Annotated in this window: 13 protein-coding genes; 7 read left to right on the forward strand and 6 right to left on the reverse strand. The window is 63.7% G+C overall.

What is annotated here, in order from left to right; genetic code table 11:
• Nucleotides 1-74 precede the first annotated feature (74 nt).
• Nucleotides 75-1,667 (forward strand): gamma-glutamyltransferase, encoded by a 1,593-nt coding sequence (locus tag KIP88_RS32985; RefSeq protein ID WP_214492332.1) that lies wholly within the window; start codon nucleotides 75-77, stop codon nucleotides 1,665-1,667.
• Here the strand turns inward: KIP88_RS32985 and KIP88_RS32990 are convergent, their stop codons facing one another.
• The 4 genes from KIP88_RS32990 to KIP88_RS33005 are packed head-to-tail and all read right to left on the reverse strand — an operon-like array spanning nucleotide 1,668 to nucleotide 5,128.
• Nucleotides 1,668-2,960, reverse strand: coding sequence for an FAD-binding oxidoreductase (locus tag KIP88_RS32990; protein ID WP_214492333.1), 1,293 nt, complete (start codon nucleotides 2,958-2,960; stop codon nucleotides 1,668-1,670).
• A gap of 16 nt (nucleotides 2,961-2,976) precedes the next feature.
• Complete coding sequence (locus KIP88_RS32995; protein WP_214492334.1) at nucleotides 2,977-3,708, reverse strand: amino acid ABC transporter ATP-binding protein; 732 nt, start codon at nucleotides 3,706-3,708, stop codon at nucleotides 2,977-2,979.
• The gene (locus KIP88_RS33000) at nucleotides 3,705-4,358 is read right to left on the reverse strand and encodes an amino acid ABC transporter permease (protein WP_214492335.1); all 654 of its coding nucleotides are present in this window, start codon (nucleotides 4,356-4,358) and stop codon (nucleotides 3,705-3,707) included. Before KIP88_RS33000 ends, KIP88_RS32995 begins: the two co-directional genes overlap by 4 nt.
• Nucleotides 4,358-5,128 (reverse strand): ABC transporter substrate-binding protein, encoded by a 771-nt coding sequence (locus KIP88_RS33005; protein WP_214492336.1) that lies wholly within the window; start codon nucleotides 5,126-5,128, stop codon nucleotides 4,358-4,360. The genes KIP88_RS33000 and KIP88_RS33005 overlap by 1 nt, the downstream gene beginning before the upstream one ends.
• Before the next feature lie 153 nt (nucleotides 5,129-5,281).
• Between KIP88_RS33005 and KIP88_RS33010 the strand changes: the two genes are divergently transcribed.
• The 4 genes from KIP88_RS33010 to KIP88_RS33025 all read left to right on the forward strand — a co-directional run bounded on the left by KIP88_RS33010 (nucleotide 5,282) and on the right by KIP88_RS33025 (nucleotide 11,103).
• Nucleotides 5,282-5,965, forward strand: coding sequence for a cupin domain-containing protein (locus tag KIP88_RS33010; protein WP_214492337.1), 684 nt, complete (start codon nucleotides 5,282-5,284; stop codon nucleotides 5,963-5,965).
• Nucleotides 5,966-5,985: 20 nt separating this feature from the next.
• Nucleotides 5,986-8,283, forward strand: coding sequence for a molybdopterin guanine dinucleotide-containing S/N-oxide reductase (locus KIP88_RS33015; RefSeq protein WP_249791179.1), 2,298 nt, complete (start codon nucleotides 5,986-5,988; stop codon nucleotides 8,281-8,283).
• Nucleotides 8,284-8,380: 97 nt separating this feature from the next.
• Entirely contained in the window at nucleotides 8,381-9,880 is a 1,500-nt protein-coding gene (locus tag KIP88_RS33020; RefSeq protein ID WP_214492339.1) for a CHASE3 domain-containing protein, read from the forward strand.
• Nucleotides 9,881-9,942: 62 nt separating this feature from the next.
• Nucleotides 9,943-11,103 carry a sugar ABC transporter substrate-binding protein gene (locus tag KIP88_RS33025; protein ID WP_249791180.1) on the forward strand — a complete coding sequence of 387 codons (1,161 nt, stop codon included), beginning with the start codon at nucleotides 9,943-9,945 and terminating at the stop codon, nucleotides 11,101-11,103.
• Between the two features lie 237 nt (nucleotides 11,104-11,340).
• On the opposite strand, the gene KIP88_RS33030 is transcribed toward KIP88_RS33025, so the two are convergent.
• The gene (locus tag KIP88_RS33030; protein WP_214492340.1) at nucleotides 11,341-12,606 is read right to left on the reverse strand and encodes a D-amino acid dehydrogenase; all 1,266 of its coding nucleotides are present in this window, start codon (nucleotides 12,604-12,606) and stop codon (nucleotides 11,341-11,343) included.
• A gap of 63 nt (nucleotides 12,607-12,669) precedes the next feature.
• Nucleotides 12,670-13,998 (reverse strand): aspartate aminotransferase family protein, encoded by a 1,329-nt coding sequence (locus tag KIP88_RS33035; RefSeq protein WP_214492341.1) that lies wholly within the window; start codon nucleotides 13,996-13,998, stop codon nucleotides 12,670-12,672.
• Nucleotides 13,999-14,150: 152 nt separating this feature from the next.
• Here KIP88_RS33035 and KIP88_RS33040 point away from each other — a divergent pair, with 152 nt between their 5' ends.
• Together KIP88_RS33040 and KIP88_RS33045 are read left to right on the forward strand one after the other, a co-directional pair.
• Entirely contained in the window at nucleotides 14,151-14,699 is a 549-nt protein-coding gene (locus KIP88_RS33040; RefSeq protein WP_214492342.1) for a cupin domain-containing protein, read from the forward strand.
• A 295-nt stretch (nucleotides 14,700-14,994) separates the two neighbouring features.
• Nucleotides 14,995-16,590: an ATP-binding protein gene (locus KIP88_RS33045; RefSeq protein WP_214492343.1), complete on the forward strand. Its 1,596-nt coding sequence runs from the start codon at nucleotides 14,995-14,997 to the stop codon at nucleotides 16,588-16,590.
• The last annotated feature ends 55 nt before the right edge of the window (nucleotides 16,591-16,645 follow it).

Consider the following 16,645-nt stretch of genomic DNA (forward strand, 5'->3'; position numbering starts at 1 on the left):
ATTTTTAGGGTGTAATGAAGCTCACCCCGACCACGCCCCACCACAAACTTCCAGCCAATATTTAAGGTCATCCGATGCGCGACCAGTTCTCCAACACGCAAGCGATCCGCAAACCCGCGGTCACCTCCAAAGGCGGTATCGTCGCCGCGCAATCCGGCAGGGCGGCGCAAGTCGGCGCCGAGGTGCTGGCCGCGGGCGGCGACTGCGTCGACGCCGTGATCGCGACCACGTTTGCGCTGGGCGTGCTGGAGCCCTGGATGAGCGGGCTCGGCGGCGGCGGCGCGATGGTGCTCTACCGGGCGCGCGAGGACCGCTATGAAGTGATCGACTACGGCATGCGCGCGCCGGCAAGCCTCAACCCTGCGGATTATCCGCTGACGGGCGGCGGCGCGGCATCGGATATTTTTCCCTGGCCGCGCGTCAAGGACGACCGCAATCTCCATGGCCCCGGCTCGATCGCCGTGCCCGGCGTGGTCGCGGGCATGGAGGAAGCGCATCGCCGCCACGCCAGGCTGCCGTGGAAGGAATTGCTGGCGCCGAGCGTCAAACTCGCCGGTGCAGGTCTTGCGGTCGACTGGTGGACCACTCTGATGATTTCGAGTGTGGCTGCGGACCTGCGGCGTTACCCCGCGAGCGCCGCCGCCTATCTGCAGGACGGCCTGCCGCCCAATCCGCAATGGGGCATCAAGTCGGAGGTCCGCATGCCGCAGGACCGGCTCAAGGCCACGATGGCGCAGCTCGCCAACGCCGGCCCGCGCGACTTCTACGAGGGCGACCTTGCGAAGAGCCTCGCCGCCGACATCCAGGCCGCCGGCGGCGCACTGTCGGTCGACGACCTCAAGCCGTTCCGAGCGCATCTGCGCGAGCCGCTGGCCATTCCCTATCGCAGCGGCAAGGTGTTCGCGACGCCGGAACTGACCGCCGGGCCGACGCTTTCGCGCACGCTCGGCCTGCTGCAGCACGATCTCAAGCCAGCGCGCGGCGGACCGGATGCGGCAGCCTATGTCGCCTATGCCGCGGCGCTGCAGGGAGCCTATCGCGAGCGGCTGAAGGACATGGGCGATGAAGACGGCAGGCGTTCGCTCGGCGCGGAAGCGCTGGCGCCGGCCTGCACCACGCATTTCTCGGCGGTCGATCGCGACGGCAACATGGCCGCGGTGACGCAGACGCTGCTGTCGACCTTCGGCTCCAAGTTCGTCTCAGGCCAGACCGGCATCACCATGAACAACGGCATCATGTGGTTCGATCCGACGCCGGGCACGCCGAACTCGCTGGCGCCCGGCAAGCGCTGCCTGACCAACTACACGCCGGTTCTGGCACAGGCAAGCGATGGCCGCCGCGCTGCAATCGGTGCTTCCGGCGGCCGGCGCATCCTGCCGGCGGTGAGCCAGCTTCTGTCCTTTGTGATGGATTACGGCATGGACCTCGATGCGGTGATTCACCAGCCCCGCATCGACGCCAGCGAAGGCGCCGTCGTCATCGGCGATGTGCGCCTGCCGCAGGCCGCGCGCGAAGCGTTGGGCGCGCGTTTCGATTATGAAGAAGCGCGCATCCAGACCCTGCCGATGAAGTTCGCCTGCCCCAGCGTCGTGCTGCGCGACGGCGACACCAACAGCGGCGCGACCGAGGTGTTCCAGCCGTGGAGCGAGGCAGTGGCGGAGGGGTGACTACATCCCCAACCGGTCCCTCACCCTTCCTGCCAGCACCGCGGCGGTGACGCCGATCGGCCAGAACGCGTGCAGTGGCATCGGCTTGATGCCGGTAACGGGCATGTCGATCTCGGCGTTCTTGCCGCCGACGAGACGGCGCGCGAGCTGCCCGCCCATCGCCGTCGACAGCGCGACGCCGCGGCCGTTGCAGCCGAGCGAGATCAGAAGATTTTCCGCCGGCTCATGCACATGAGGATAGTGATCCGGCGTGATCGCGAGCCGGCTGTTCCAGCCGTGCGTCCAGGTCGCGCCTTTCACACCCGGCCATAGCCGTTCCGCGTAACGCATGAGATAGGCGACGTCTGACGGCTTGCTGATCCAGCGCATCGGCCCGCGGCCGCCCATCAACAGGCGATTATGCGCATCGATGCGGTAATAGACCGTGATGTGGCCGCTCTCGTACAGAACGGAACGCGTCGGCATGATCGCGCGCGCGACTTCCTCGGACAAGGGCGCGGTGGCGGCGATTGACGAGAACACCGGCACGATGGTGCGGCGCAGACCCGGCCACAAAGCATCGGTGAAGCCATTGGTCGCCAGCAACACTTTTTCGGCGCGCACGATTCCACGCGGCGTTTCGATGCACCAGCCAGCACCTTCACGAGATAGAGAAAATGCGGGCGTCTCGCCATGGACGGCCGCGCCGGCCGCGATCGCGGCGCGCGCCAGGCCGCGCGCATAGCTCAGCGGATGCAGGTCGCCGCCGCGATTGTCCAGCATGGCGCAGAGATAGCGGTCGGTGCCGGTCATCTCCCGCATCTGCTCGCGATTCAGCAGCGTCACCGGCATGCCGCGGCGGATACATTGCTTGGCGGTGTTTTCGATCGCCGCCGCGCTTGCTTCGTTATATGCCGCGCGCAGCGTGCCGTTCTGCCGCGCCTCGCAGGGGATCTGGTAGCGGCGGATCAGGTCGAATGTGTAGTTCGTGGTGCCGTAGGAAAACGCGATCATCCGGCCGCCGAGCTCGGTGCCGAAATCCGCCTCGATCTGATCAGGATCATGCTTGAGACCGGGATTGACCTGGCCGCCATTGTTGCCCGATGCGCCCCAGCCCGGCTGTTGCGCCTCCAGCACGGTCACGTCGACACCCTGCTCTGCCAGATGCAGCCCGGTGGACAGTCCCGTAAAACCGCCGCCGATGATCGCGACCGAAACTTTTTTGTCCGCATCGAGCGGCGGCGTGGGCGTCGGCGCCACCGCCGTATCGGCATAGAGGCTTGGCGGCAGCGGCAGCGAGACAGGCGAGTTCATGGACGACGACCGAAATTTAGAGCGGATGCAGCACGCGCCGCAAGAAGTCCTGCGTGCGCGCATGCTGCGGCTGATTGAGAACTGACTTCGCCGGCCCCTGCTCGACGATCACGCCGCCGTCGATGAACAGCACGCGGTCGGCGACGTCCTTCGCAAATGCCATTTCATGGGTAACGACGACCATGGTCATGCCGTCATCGGCGAGCTTGCGCATGACGGAAAGCACATCGCCGACCAGTTCCGGATCGAGCGCCGAGGTCGGCTCGTCGAACAGGATCGCCTTCGGCTGCATCGCCAGCGCCCGCGCAATCGCAACGCGCTGCTGCTGGCCGCCCGACAATTGCGGCGGACGGACATCGGCCTTCTCGGCCAGCCCCACCCGCGCCAGCAGCGCGCGGCCTCGCTCCAGTGCCTCGGCATGCGGCTCTTTTTTCACATAGACCGGGCCTTCGATGACGTTTTCCAGCGCGGTGCGATGCGGAAACAAATTGAAGCGCTGGAACACCATCGAGACCTGGGTGCGGATCGAAACGATCGAAGGCGCGTTGCGATCGACGCGCGCCCCCTCGACGCTGATATCGCCGCTATCGTAGCTTTCCAGCCCGTTGATGCAGCGCAGGATAGTGGATTTGCCCGAACCGGAGGGACCGATGATGCAGACCACCTCGCCCTTCTCGACGGACGCCGTGATGCCCTTGAGCACCTCGACCTTGCCAAAACTCTTATGGACGTTGGAAAGCTCGATCATTTCTGGCCCGCCCGCTTTTCGAAGTGGCGGACCAGAAGGATGAGCGGGATGCTCATGGTGAGATACATCAGCGCAACAAGCGTAAACACGCTGGTGTTCTTGAAGGTCGAAGACGCGATCAGCTTGCCCTGCAGCGCCAGCTCGGCGACCGTGATGGTCGAGGCCTGCGACGAATCCTTCAGCATCATGATCATGACGTTGCCGTAGGGCGGCAGCACGATTTTCACCGCCTGCGGCAGCACCACGCGGCGCATGGTCTGCCACCAGCTCATGCCGATCGCCTGCGCCGCTTCGATCTGCCCTTTATCGATGGCCTCGATGCCGGCGCGGAAATTCTCGGCCTGATAGGCCGAATAGGCGATGCCGAGACCGAGGATCGCCGCCTGCAGCGCGCTCAGCGTGACGCCGAATTCCGGCATCACGAAGTAGAGATAGAACAACAGCACGATGATCGGGATGCCGCGGATCACGTTGATCAGCCCGGCGCTGAATCCCGTGAGAACGCCGATGCCGGATACCCGCATCAAGGCCCAGATCAGGCCGAGCGCGGTCGACAGCAAGAGCGAACCGATGGTGACGATGATCGTCAGCGCCACGCCACTCATCAGGATCGGCAGGAACTCGACCGTATCGCGCCAGAAGGCCTGCATCAGGAACCCTGCGCCTTCAGGCCCCATTTATCGAGAATCTTTTCGACGGTCCCGTTTGCCTTCAGCTTCGCCAGCGACGTGTTGATCTTGGCGAGCAGTTCAGTATCGCCCTTGCGCACGCCGATGCCGACCGAACCCACGGTGGTCGGCTTGTAGCTCTCGACGATGCGCGCCTCTGAGAAGCCGCCCTGCTTGAGGTTATAGGCGAGGATCGGATAATCGGCGAAGCCGGCCTTGAGACGCCCGGCGTTCACGTCGCGCAGAATGTCGGGGATGGTGTCGTAAGCCTTCACCTCGCTGAACAGCCCGGATTTCTTCAGCGCGTCGACGAAGGCGGTACCAACCTGTGCACCGACCACCTCGCCTTTCAGATCGTCCTGCTTGGTGTAGGTCTTGCTGTCGCTTTTCGGCACCAGCAGCCCCTCGCCATAGCTGTAGAAAGGTTCGGAGAAATCGATCACTTCCTTCCGCACCGGCGTCACGAACATCGCCGCCGAGATGATGTCGATCTTGTTCGAGGTGAGCGAGGCGATCAGCGTCGAGAATTGCATCGGCTCGATCTGAACCTTGAAGCCGGCATCCTTGCCGATCTCGGTGATGAGATCGACCATGATGCCCTGGATGCTGTTGGTCTTGGTGTCGAGGAAGGTGAAGGGCACGCCGGTCGGCGTCGAACCCACTTTCAGCACCTGCTGCGCGGATGCCGGCATCGCACCAGCAGCGACAACAACGGCCGCCATCGCAGCCTGGACGAGACGTTTGAGAGCCATGGCACCACCTCCTGGATCGAACACCGCCGCCCGCGTTAGACCAAAGAGTTGCGGGAAACGCCGTTCCGGCCTATTTTCACCATTATGAAATTGTGGTCACACTTGCCACGGCATTGCAAGCGATTTTCATGCACATGAAGGAAGCAGGCTGACGTGAGCGGTGGCAGGAGAATTAAAAGGCCGGCGCCCAAAGCCAAAGCGAAGGCCGCGGGAAAGGCGGCGCGCAGGCCGAAGGCGAAGCCCGCTACGAGGCCGGCCGAGCCCGCGATGGACCTCGCGGTCGGCCGCCGCATTCGCGACCTGCGCCGCGAACACAAACTGTCGCTGGAGACGATTGCAGCGCGCACCGATCTGTCAATCGGCTTCCTCAGTCAGATTGAGCGCGGGCTGTCGTCGCCGTCGCTTCGCGTGCTGGCGACGCTGGCGGACGTGCTCGGCGTCGGCATCGCCGCGCTGTTCGGTTCCCGGCCGGGCGATGACGCGGCTTCCGGCGGCGTGGTGACGCGCCAGTTGCAGCGCGCCGAACTGAAACTGTGGCGCACCGGCATTTCCAAACAATTGCTGAGCCCGGCGGGAACGGAGAACCGCCTCAATCTGTTTCTCGTGCACCTGGAGCCCGGCGGCAACACCGGCGATGAGCTCTACACGCATGACGGCGAGGAAGCCGGATTGGTGCTGGAAGGCGAGATGACGCTGACGGTGGACGCGGAGACCTGGTCGCTCAAGACCGGCGACAGTTTTCGCTTCGCCAGCCGCCGCCCACATCGCTTCTCAAATCCCGCGGAAGATGCGAAAGCGGTGGTGCTGTGGGTGAATTGCGTGACGGCGGTGTCATGAATGACGGTCTAAGACAAGAAATGGATCTGGCCCGGGAGGATTGGAGCCCGCACAGCGCGCATTGGGGCGCGTTCTCGGCCCGATGGAACGGCGCGACGCTGGATATCAAGCCTTACGCGGAGGATCCAGCGCCCTCCTCGATCTTGCAGAACTTCACCACGGCGATGCGCCACAAGGCGCGCATCCTGCGGCCGATGGTGCGCAAGGCGTGGCTGGACCGGGGCGCACGCAGCGAGCGCACCTTCGACCAGAAATTCGTCGCGTGCCCCTGGGACGAAGTGCTCGACCTGCTCGCAAACGAATTGTCGCTGATACGAAACGAATATGGCGCTGCCGCGGTTTTCGGCGGCTCCTATGGCTGGTCCAGCGCCGGACGCTTCCACCACGCGCAGAGCCAGGTTCATCGCTTCCTGAACACAGCGTTCGGCGGCTATGTGCGCTCCGTGAACAGCTACAGCGCCGGCGCCTCGGCTGTGATCCTGCCGCATGTGATGGGCGGCTATGAGGCCGTCTCGCGCCACAACGTGACGTGGGATCAGATCGCCGAGCATACCGATACGGTGCTGGCCTTCGGCGGCATGGCGCTGAAGAACTCGGATGTCGCAAGCGGCGGTATCAGCCGGCATATCGAGCGCGACGCGATGGAGAAGGCCGCGCGCCGCGGCGCCGTCTTCTACAACATCGCGCCTTTGCGCGACGACATGCCGGAAGCGGCCGGCGCCCGGTGGCTGCCGATCCGGGTCGGCACCGACGTCGCGCTGATGCTGGCGCTTGCTCACACGCTCCTCGTCGAGAAGCTCTGGGACAGCGCCTTTGTCGCGCGCTACTGCACCGGCTTCGAAATCTTCGAACGCTACCTGCTTGGCCGTGACGACAACACGCCAAAGGACGCGGCATGGGCGGCCGATATCACCGGCATCCCGGCCGGCACGATCGTCGACCTTGCCCGCCTTCTGCCGCGCGGGCGCACCTTGATCACCGTTTCGCATTCCCTGCAGCGGGCGCAGTATGGCGAGCAGCCGGTGTGGATGGGCGCGGTGCTCGCGGCGATGCTTGGCCAGATCGGCCTGCCCGGCGGCGGATATAATTACGCGCTCGGTGCGCTCGGCCACACCGGCCGCCGGCTCAATGCCGTTCCGATTCCGACGCTGTCGCAAGGCAAGAATGGGACCGCCGACTTCATTCCGGTCGCGCGTGTCGCCGACATGCTGCTGCATCCGGGCGAGAAGTTCGAATACAACGGCCGCTCGATGCGTTATCCCGATATCAAGCTGGTCTATTGGGCGGGCGGCAATCCTTTCCATCATCACCAGGACATCAACCGGCTGCGGCGCGCCTTCAATGTCCCGCAAACCATCGTCGTGCACGAGAGCGCCTGGACGCCGATGGCGAAGTTTGCCGACATCGTGCTGCCGGCGACCATGACGCTGGAGCGCGACGACATCGGCGCCGCCGGCACCGATCCGAGACTGATCGCGATGCGTAAGGCGCTGGACCCGGTCGGCGAAGCGCGCGACGATTTCGATATTTTTGCCGCGCTGTCGCAGCGAATGGGCGTCGAACAGGCCTTCACGGAAGGACGCGACAGCAGGCAATGGCTGGCCCATCTTTACGAGCCGACGCGGCGCGCGCTTGCCGATGCCGGCTGGGATGCGCCGGACTTCGACGAATTCTGGCAGCGCGGCGAACTCGCGCTGCCGTCAGCCCCCGATGACGGCGGCTTTCTGCGCGCCTTCCGCAACGATCCCCTCAACAACAAACTGCCGACGCCAAGCGGCAAGATCGAGATCCATTCGAAAACCATCGCAGGCTTCGGCTACGACGATTGCCCGCCCCACCCGGCATGGCTGCCCTCGACCGAACCGCCAGATTCGCGCCACCCTTTAACGCTGATCGCCAACCAGCCGGCGACCCGGCTGCACAGCCAGCTCGATTTCGGCGCCTACAGCCAGTCCAGGAAAATTGCCGGCAGGGAAGCGGTCCGTCTCAATCCCGTTGATGCGGCGCGCCGCGGCATCGCCAATGGCGACATCGTCCGGCTGTTCAATGATCGGGGCGCGTGTCTGGCCGCCGCCGCCGTTACGGAGGACGTCATGCCCGGCGTGGTGCAATTGTCCACCGGCGCCTGGTACGATCCGCAAGCCGGCGCGGCGGAACATCCGCTCTGCGTCCATGGCAATCCGAACGTCCTCACCCGCGACATCGGCACATCGCGGCTCGCGCAAGGCTGCTGCGGCCAGGTGACGGTGGTCGAGTGCGAGAAGTACCAGGGAGCGCTGCCTGACATCCGCGCCTTCGATCCTCCCGAGCAAGGTTGAAGCGGACACCATCCCACCCGTCCCCGGAACTGCGATGGGCGGCGAGACCGGCGTGAATCTGCTGGCGCGGTCTTTGAATTTCAGGCAGTCGTAAGACATGCCCATTTCCAGTCGTTTCTTTGTTCAATCCACGACCGCCCTGTTGCTGGTTGGATTTCTGGCGCTCCTCGGCATTGTCGGCATGACGTCCTGGCTTGGTGAGCGCGCCCAGGTTTATTTCAACGAAGTCATCGCTGCGCGCGACGCGCGCAGCGCTGCCGTCGATCTGCGTAACGCCGTGCAAACAGCCGAATCCAGCCAGCGCGGGTTTTCGTTGACCGGCAACGAGATCTATCTTGCATCCTACGGCCCGGCCAAGGCCTTGGCTGAGCGGCAGTTGGCTGCGGTCAACCGCATGCTGGCTTCCGATGACGGCGTCAACGCGTCGCTCCAGCGCCTCACGACGATCGTCAACGAGAAATTCGCCGAGATGGATCAGGCCATCGCCTTGAAACGCGAATATCGAGATGCGGATGCGCTCGCGCTGGTCCGGACCAATCGCGGCAAGACGTTGATGGACGAAGCCAATATATTCTTCGCCGGCATCATCAGCGCCGCGGACGAACGCTTGACCGACAGCGTTGCCGAGCAGAGGGCGAACGCGACGCTGCTTCGGCTGTTCTCGATCATCAGTGGTATTGTGATCGTCATCGTGATCGGTATCGCCGCAGTCACCGTCGTGCGTTACACGCGCGAGCTTCGCCGGGCGCGGACGGAAGTGAGCGTGTTGAATGCCGGCCTGGAGCAGCGCGTCGAAGCCCGCACGGCCGATCTGGCGCACGCGAACGCCGAGATCCAGCGCTTTGTCCAGATCATCTCGCACGACCTTCGCGCACCGCTGGTCAGCATCGTCGGCTTCACCGGCGAACTGCAGGACAGCCTGGGGAGCCTTCGCCTGCTCGTCGAGCGTTCCGATGCCGGCAACGGAGCCGACGATCCCGTGTTGCAGGAAGCGCGTGCTGCCGCCACCGAACTGCTGCCCGAAGCGATCGGATATATTCGCTCCTCGACGGAGAAGATGGAGCGGCTGATCGGCACAGTTCTGAAGCTCGCTCGTGAAGGACGGCGGCCGTTGAAAGTCGAGTCGATCGATCTGAAAGAGATCGTTACCGGCGCTGCGGGCGCGATCCAGCATCAACTGTCCGAAGCCGACGGAAAAATCGACATCGATATGGATGTAGCCACGATCCAGAGCGATCGTTTCTCGATCGAGATAATCATCGGCAACCTGCTCGACAACGCCGTCAAGTATCACGCAAAGGATCGCCCGTTGCGCATCAAGGTACGGACGCGCGCGATTGACGACGACCATATCGAAATCGAGATCGTCGACAACGGCCGCGGCATCGCGGAGCGCGATCAGGCGCGCGTGTTCGATCTGTTCAAGCGCTCGGGCACCCAGGACCAGCCGGGCGACGGCATTGGCCTCGCCTATGTCCTTGCCGTCCTGCACAACCTCGGAGGCGACATCAGCCTGACATCCGAACTTGGCCGCGGCACCAGCTTTCGCCTGAGGATGCCGCGGGCTCTAAGTGCAACCAAGAATGTTGCCGCCTGAAACGAAAGCCTGCTAACAGAAGTCCAACGGCCATCTCAGGAGTTGAGGCCGTGGGGACGACAATGTTACCAGGTAACACAGCGATGCGGCCGCAGATCCTGTGGCCGGGCGTGGCGGTTTTCGCACTGGGCTTGATCGCAGCAGCCACACCATCGGCAGCGCAGAGTGGGTCACCCGGCATCACCATGCCCAAGACCCTGCCGCCGTTCGATTCCGCCGCCCCCGCCTGCCGTCCGCCACCAGGCCTCGAAAAGATGCTGGCTTTCTCGCAGGACACAAGGCGCGAATTCATGCAGGGCGTCGATCAAGGGCTGGCGGCCGCCGCAAAGGATCGCGGCCTGCAATATCGTCTGCTTGTCGCCGACAGTGACGCTGCCAGGCAGTCCGAGCAGGTACGATCGCTCGTCGCAGCCAAGGCTGGCGGGGTCGTTGCATCAGCGGTCGATTCGGTGTCGCTTGGTCCGCGCCTGCAGGAGGTCATTTGGTCCGGCGGCTACGTCGGCACCGTTGTCGCGCCGCCCGCGACCTCGCTCTTGAATGCTCCGCAATATCTCACTGGAAAGGCCTTGGGAGACGCGGCGAGCGCCTACATCAAGGGAACACTCGGCGGCAAGGCCAAGGTCGTGCTGTTGACCCAGGACAGTCTGGAGTTCCTCGCGCCGCGTTTCGTCGCGCTGCGCGATTCGCTGCGTGACATCCCGGGCGCCAGCATCGTTGCCGACATCTCGCCCAATCCCGTCAGCAAGGACGGCGGCTTTGCGATGATGCGGACCATCCTGCTCGCGAATCCGGATGTGGACGTGGTGCTCGGCGCGGATAATGTGGTGCTCGGCGCGCTGGCCGCGTTGCGGGCTGCCGGCAAGACGCGCGCGAACCAGTTTCTGGGCGGCATCGACGGCGAGCCGGAGGCGGTGTCGGAAATCAAGAAAGGCAACTCACCCTACAGGATCAGCATCAGCCTGGCCTCACCGGTTTTTGGCTACGCCATGGGCCAGCATGCAGCTGACTGGCTCGAGGGCAAGAGCATCCCACAGGCGATGGATATTCTGCCGAGTCCGCTGACGGCGGCCAACATTGCACAATACGAGGCCGACCTTGCCAATCCCGGACGCGTCTACGCAGATCCGGCGCGACGCGCAGCCTATCTGAAAATGTACGGCAACATCTGCTACGACAGCCGCGATCAGTATGTGAATTTTCCCTGGTCGTCGGAGCGGAAGTAGCGGATATGGACGACGTCGTCTCCGTAACAATCCGATCTCGTTCACGGTGTCGAGACGAGTGAATCTCGCTCTTGGAGGCTCGGGGAGAGGGGCCGCCTCATCGTCATTGCGAGCGAAGCGAAGCAAAGCAAGCCATGCTGTCGCTTGCGGATAGATGGATTGCTTCGTCGCTTCGCTCCCTTGCGCAAACGCTTCGCGTTTGTCGCAGGCAATGACGGCGGCGAGCGTTGTGCGCTCTCACCCGAACCGATGATCGTACCGGCTCACCGTGAGCTCACTCACGTCGATATCCGGCTTCCGCCCCGATATCAGATCCGCCATCACCCTGCCCGAGCCGCACGCCATGGTCCAGCCGAGCGTGCCGTGGCCGGTGTTGAGATGAAGATTGCTGTAGCGCGTCGCACCGATCACCGGCGGGCCGTCCGGCGTCATCGGGCGCAGGCCGCTCCAGAACGTGGCCTTGCTGAGGTCGCCGCCGCGCGGAAACATGTCGGTCAGCGAATGATCTAGCGTCGCGCGCCGCGCCGCATCGAGCCTATCAGAATAGCCCGAGATTTCCGCGGTGCCGCCGACGCGGATGCGGTCGCCGAGCCGCGTGATCGCGACCTTGTAGCTTTCGTCCATCACGGTGGAAACAGGCGCGCCGTCGGGATCGATGACCGGCACCGTGATCGAATAGCCCTTCACCGGATAGACCGGAACAGGAATCCCGATCGGCTTCAGCAAGCGTGGCGACCAGCTCCCAAGCGCCGCAACATAGGCGTCCGCCTGCAACAGCCCGGCGCTGGTGACGACGCCCGTGATCTTCCCGCCTTCCGCAACCAGACGCTCGATCGTCGTATTGAACTTGAACTGCACGCCGAGACGCGCGGCCTCAGCCGCGAGCGCCTGCGTAAACATGTGGCAATCGCCGGTCTCGTCCTGCGGCAGCCGAAGCCCGCCGACGAACTTGACCTTTGATGTGGCGAGCCCAGGCTCCGCGGCGATGCAGCCGGCAGGATCGAGCACTTCATAGGGAACGCCATATTGCTTGAGCACCGCGATATCGTCGCCGGTGCCGTCGAGCTGCTTCTGCTTGCGGAACAGCTGCAACGTGCCTTGGCTGCGCTCGTCATATTTGATGCCGGTCTCGGTGCGCAGCGCGCGCAGGCAGTCGCGGCTGTATTCGGCGATCGGGATCATCCGGCTCTTGTTGATGGCGTAGCGCTCTGCTGTGCAGTTGCGCAGCAGCTTCAGCCCCCAGATCCACATCACGGGATCGAGCTTGGGCCAGATCACGAGCGGGCCGTGACGCATCAACAGCCACTTGATGGCCTTGACCGGCACGCCGGGGCCGGCCCAGGGCGAGGAATAGCCGGGCGACACCTCGCCGGCATTGGCGAAGCTGGTTTCTTGCGCGGGCGCGGCCTGACGGTCGACGACCGTAACCTCATGGCCGGCGCACGCCAGATAATAGGCTGTCGTGACGCCGATGACGCCACTGCCGAGAACGATGACTTTCACAATTCCTCACAGATCTGCCGCGGCAACGTCGCCGCGGCTTCTGTCTTTCCTTGCGAGCAAGGATCAGGCCACGCGCTTGATCGCGTCGCCCAGGATCGAGACGATGTCGTCGATATGGCTCTTCTCGACGATCAGGGGCGGCGACAACGCAAAGGAGTCGCCGCTCATGCGCAGGTAAAGCCCGCGATTGAAGCAGTCGACCATGACGTCATAGCCACGCGTGCCGACGCCGTCCTTGCGCGGCGCGACTTCGACCGCGCCCATCAGGCCGCAATTGCGGATGTCGACGACGTTCGGCAGGCCTTTGAGCGAATGCAGCCCATCGCGCCAGTATTCGGCCATTGACGCGCCGCGCGTCAAAAGCCCCTCGTCCTTGTAGATGTCGAGCGTCGCAAGGCCCGCCGCGCAAGCGGTCGGATGCGCCGAATAGGTGTAGCCGTGGAACAGCTCGATCGTACCTTCGGGGCCGTTCATCAGCGCGTCATGGACCTTGCGGCTGGCGAACACCGCGCCGCAGGGAACGGTGCCGTTGGTGATGCCCTTGGCCGTGGTCATCATATCAGGCGTGACGCCGAAATAATCCGCCGCGAACGGCGCGCCGAGGCGACCGAAGCCGGTGATCACCTCGTCGAAGATCAGCAGGATGCCATGCTTGTCCGCGATTTCGCGCAGGCGCTTCAGGTAGCCCTTCGGCGGCGGCAGCACCGCGGTCGAACCCGGCACCGGCTCGACGATGACGGCAGCGATGGTATCGGCGCCATGCAGCGCCACCATCCGCTCGAGATCGTCGGCGAGTTCGGCGCCATGGTCCGGCTGATCTTTTGCGAAGGCATTACGGGTGAGATCATGGGTGTGACGGATGTGGTCGACGCCAGGCAGATGGGTCGCAAAGGCGCGGCGGTTGGCCACCATGCCGCCGACCGACATGCCGCCGAAACCAACGCCGTGATAGCCGCGCTCGCGGCCGATCAGGCGTGTCCGCGTCCCCTGTCCAATGGCGCGCTGGTAGGCCAGCGCGATCTTCAGCGCGGTATCGACCGACTCGGAGCCGGAGTTGGTGAAGAAGATGCGATCAAGACCTTTGGGCGCGATCTCGGCGAGCCGCTCGGCGAAATCGAATGCCAGCGGATGGCCCATGTTGAACGAGGGCGCGAAGTCGAGGTTCATCAGCTGCCGTTCGACGGCGGTGGCGATCTGGCGGCGGCCGTGGCCGGCATTGACGCACCAGAGGCCGGCCGAGCCGTCGATCACCTTGCGGCCGTCGACGGTGGTGTAGTGCATGCCCTCGGCGGAGGCGAACAGCCGCGGCGCCTTCTTGAACTGCCGGTTGGCCGTGAACGGCATCCAGAACGAATCGGTTTGCAGGGTGTTCGGCTTCTGATGAAGGGTCACGGGTAGCTCCTGTGCTGGCAGCTCAAGCTACCACCGGGCCACGCTCGGGAAGCCACAACAAGTCCTTTTCTTCGCTCCCGCAACCCATTGATTTTGCTAGCCACGTCGGGGCATATTTGTTCGATCCGAAACACTTGCAACAGGGATTTCCGATGAGCGTCGATATCGGTGGGCGACTCCGCTTCGTTCGCGCCCGGCACAAGCTGTCGCAGCGTGAGCTCGCCAAGCGCTCCGGCGTGACCAATTCGACGATCTCGCTGATCGAATCGAACCAGATGAACCCCTCCGTCGGCGCGCTCAAGCGCATCCTCGACGGCCTGCCGATGGGGCTCGCCGAGTTCTTCGCGATCGAGCCGGAGCGGCCGCGCAAGGCGTTCTATCGCGCCGACGAACTGACCGAGATCGGCAAGAAGCCGATCTCCTTCCGCCAGGTCGGCGACAATTTGTTCGGCCGGAGCTTGCAAATCCTGAAAGAACGTTATGAGCCGGGCAGCGACACCGGCCGGGTGCCGCTGACCCATGACGGCGAGGAAGGCGGCATCGTGGTCTCGGGGCGGCTCGAGGTCACCGTCGACGACGAGCGCCGCATTCTCGATCCCGGCGACGCCTATTATTTCGAAAGCCGCCGCCCGCATCGCTTTCGATGCGTCGGCGGCAAGCCGTGCGAAGTGATCTCCGCCTGCACGCCGCCGACGTTTTGAGCAGCAAGGGCGTGCACACATACACCCGCTGCAGCGCTGCCATCGTAACGATCTTCGCCTTGCCTCGGCGGACCTTGGCCGGGTCTAGGGCAAGAAGTGGTCCGCCGATGAATCAAAGGCGGAAATCACCTGTTCTGTTCGGGTTCTGATACCTCTCAGGTGGGCGCGACAACATTCGCCGAGCCAGCCCTGCGCTTGCGTGGGTGGCAAAAAAGCTGAATAGTTTCCGTCGTCCGACGGAGCGATCGGAGGCTTGCGGCTGCGCGCGTGCAGCCGCTTCTTGGAGCTTTTCCAGATGTCGAAGCTCACCGAGCACGGCGCGTGCCTGCTGTGGAAGCCGGAATTGATCTGGCTGAATGCCGTTTCCGACGCGATGGTCGCCACCGCCTTCTTTGCTACGGCGTTCGTCCTCGCGTACTTCGTGTGGCGGCGCCATCGTGAGCTTATGTTCCGGGGCGTATTCTTGATCTTCGCGATCTTCGTCGCGGTCTGCGGAGTGACCCGCCTGCTGTCGATCTACACCCTTTGGGTGCCGGCCTATGAAATCGAGGCCCTGACCAAAGCTTTCCTGGCGCTGATCTCGGTGCCGGTCACGGCAGCCCTACTGCTGGCGCTGCCGCGGATCCTGGTGCTGCCCACGCGCATTCAGCTTGCGAATGCCTATGCCGCACTTGAGGAGGAAGTCAGGCAACGCCGCGAGGCAGAAGCCATGGTCAAGCGCTTTGAGGAGAAAGAGGCCACCGAATCCCAGGTCCAGCAGGCGCAGAAGATGGAAGCCATCGGCCAGCTCACCGGTGGCGTGGCGCACGACTTCAACAACATTCTGACTGTGATTACCGGGACCATCGAAATCCTCAGCGATGCTGTCAAGGATCGTCCACATCTCGTTCAGATCACCAATCTGATTAGCGGAGCCGCAGCGAGGGGGGCGGAGCTGACGAAACATTTGTTGGCCTTCTCCCGTCGACAGCCGCTGCAGCCTCGCAATACCGACGTCAACGCGTTGGTGATCGAGGCTGCGAGTCTGCTGCGGCCGACCCTCGGCGAGCACATCGAAATCGAATCGATGCTGGCGCACGATTCCGCACCGGCGCTGATTGATCCCAGCCAGCTCACGACTGCGATGCTGAACCTCGCCCTGAATGCGCGTGACGCCATGCCTAACGGCGGTAAGCTGACGTTAGAAACAAAGAACGTGGTGCTCGATGAGAGTTACGCCAGCCTGAACAGCGAGGTCAGACCGGGCAACTACGTCATGATTGCGGTGAGTGACACCGGGGATGGAATCCCGAACAACCTGCTCGAAAAGGTGTTTGAACCATTCTTTACCACCAAGGAGGCCGGCAAAGGATCGGGGCTCGGCCTCAGCATGGTGTATGGCTTCGTTAAACAGTCGAATGGACATATCAAGATCTACAGCGAACAGGGCCACGGCACGAGCGTGAAGCTATACCTGCCGCAGGCCACGAGCGGCGGCCCGGAGGAGCCCGCCGGCGCGACTGGCGGATATGCGGGCGAACATGGCGAACAGTCTATCTTGATTGTCGAGGACGACCCGCTGGTCCGCGAATACGTCGTGGCGCAAATCAGCCGTTTCGGATTCCAAACGCTCGCCGCCGGCAATGCTGCCGCGGCGCTGGCACTCATCGATGGACCCGAACGCATTGACCTGCTGTTCACTGACGTAATGCTCCCCGGGGGAGTGAATGGCCGCCAGCTCGCGACTGAGGCAGTCAAAAGACGGCCGGAGCTCAAAGTGCTTTATACCTCGGGTTATGCTGAGAATGCCCTTATACATCATGGCCGTCTCGATGCTGGCGTGCTGCTGCTGCCGAAGCCTTATCTCAGCGCCGACCTCGCACGGATGCTTCTAACCGCGCTGGCATCGTGAGTTCTTCTGAATGGACAGCCGTTTCCCTTGAGGCGTGGCGTAGGCGCGTGTCTGC

This window comes from Bradyrhizobium sp. SRL28, assembly GCF_018596315.1.
Classification (GTDB): Bacteria; Pseudomonadota; Alphaproteobacteria; order Rhizobiales; family Xanthobacteraceae; genus Bradyrhizobium.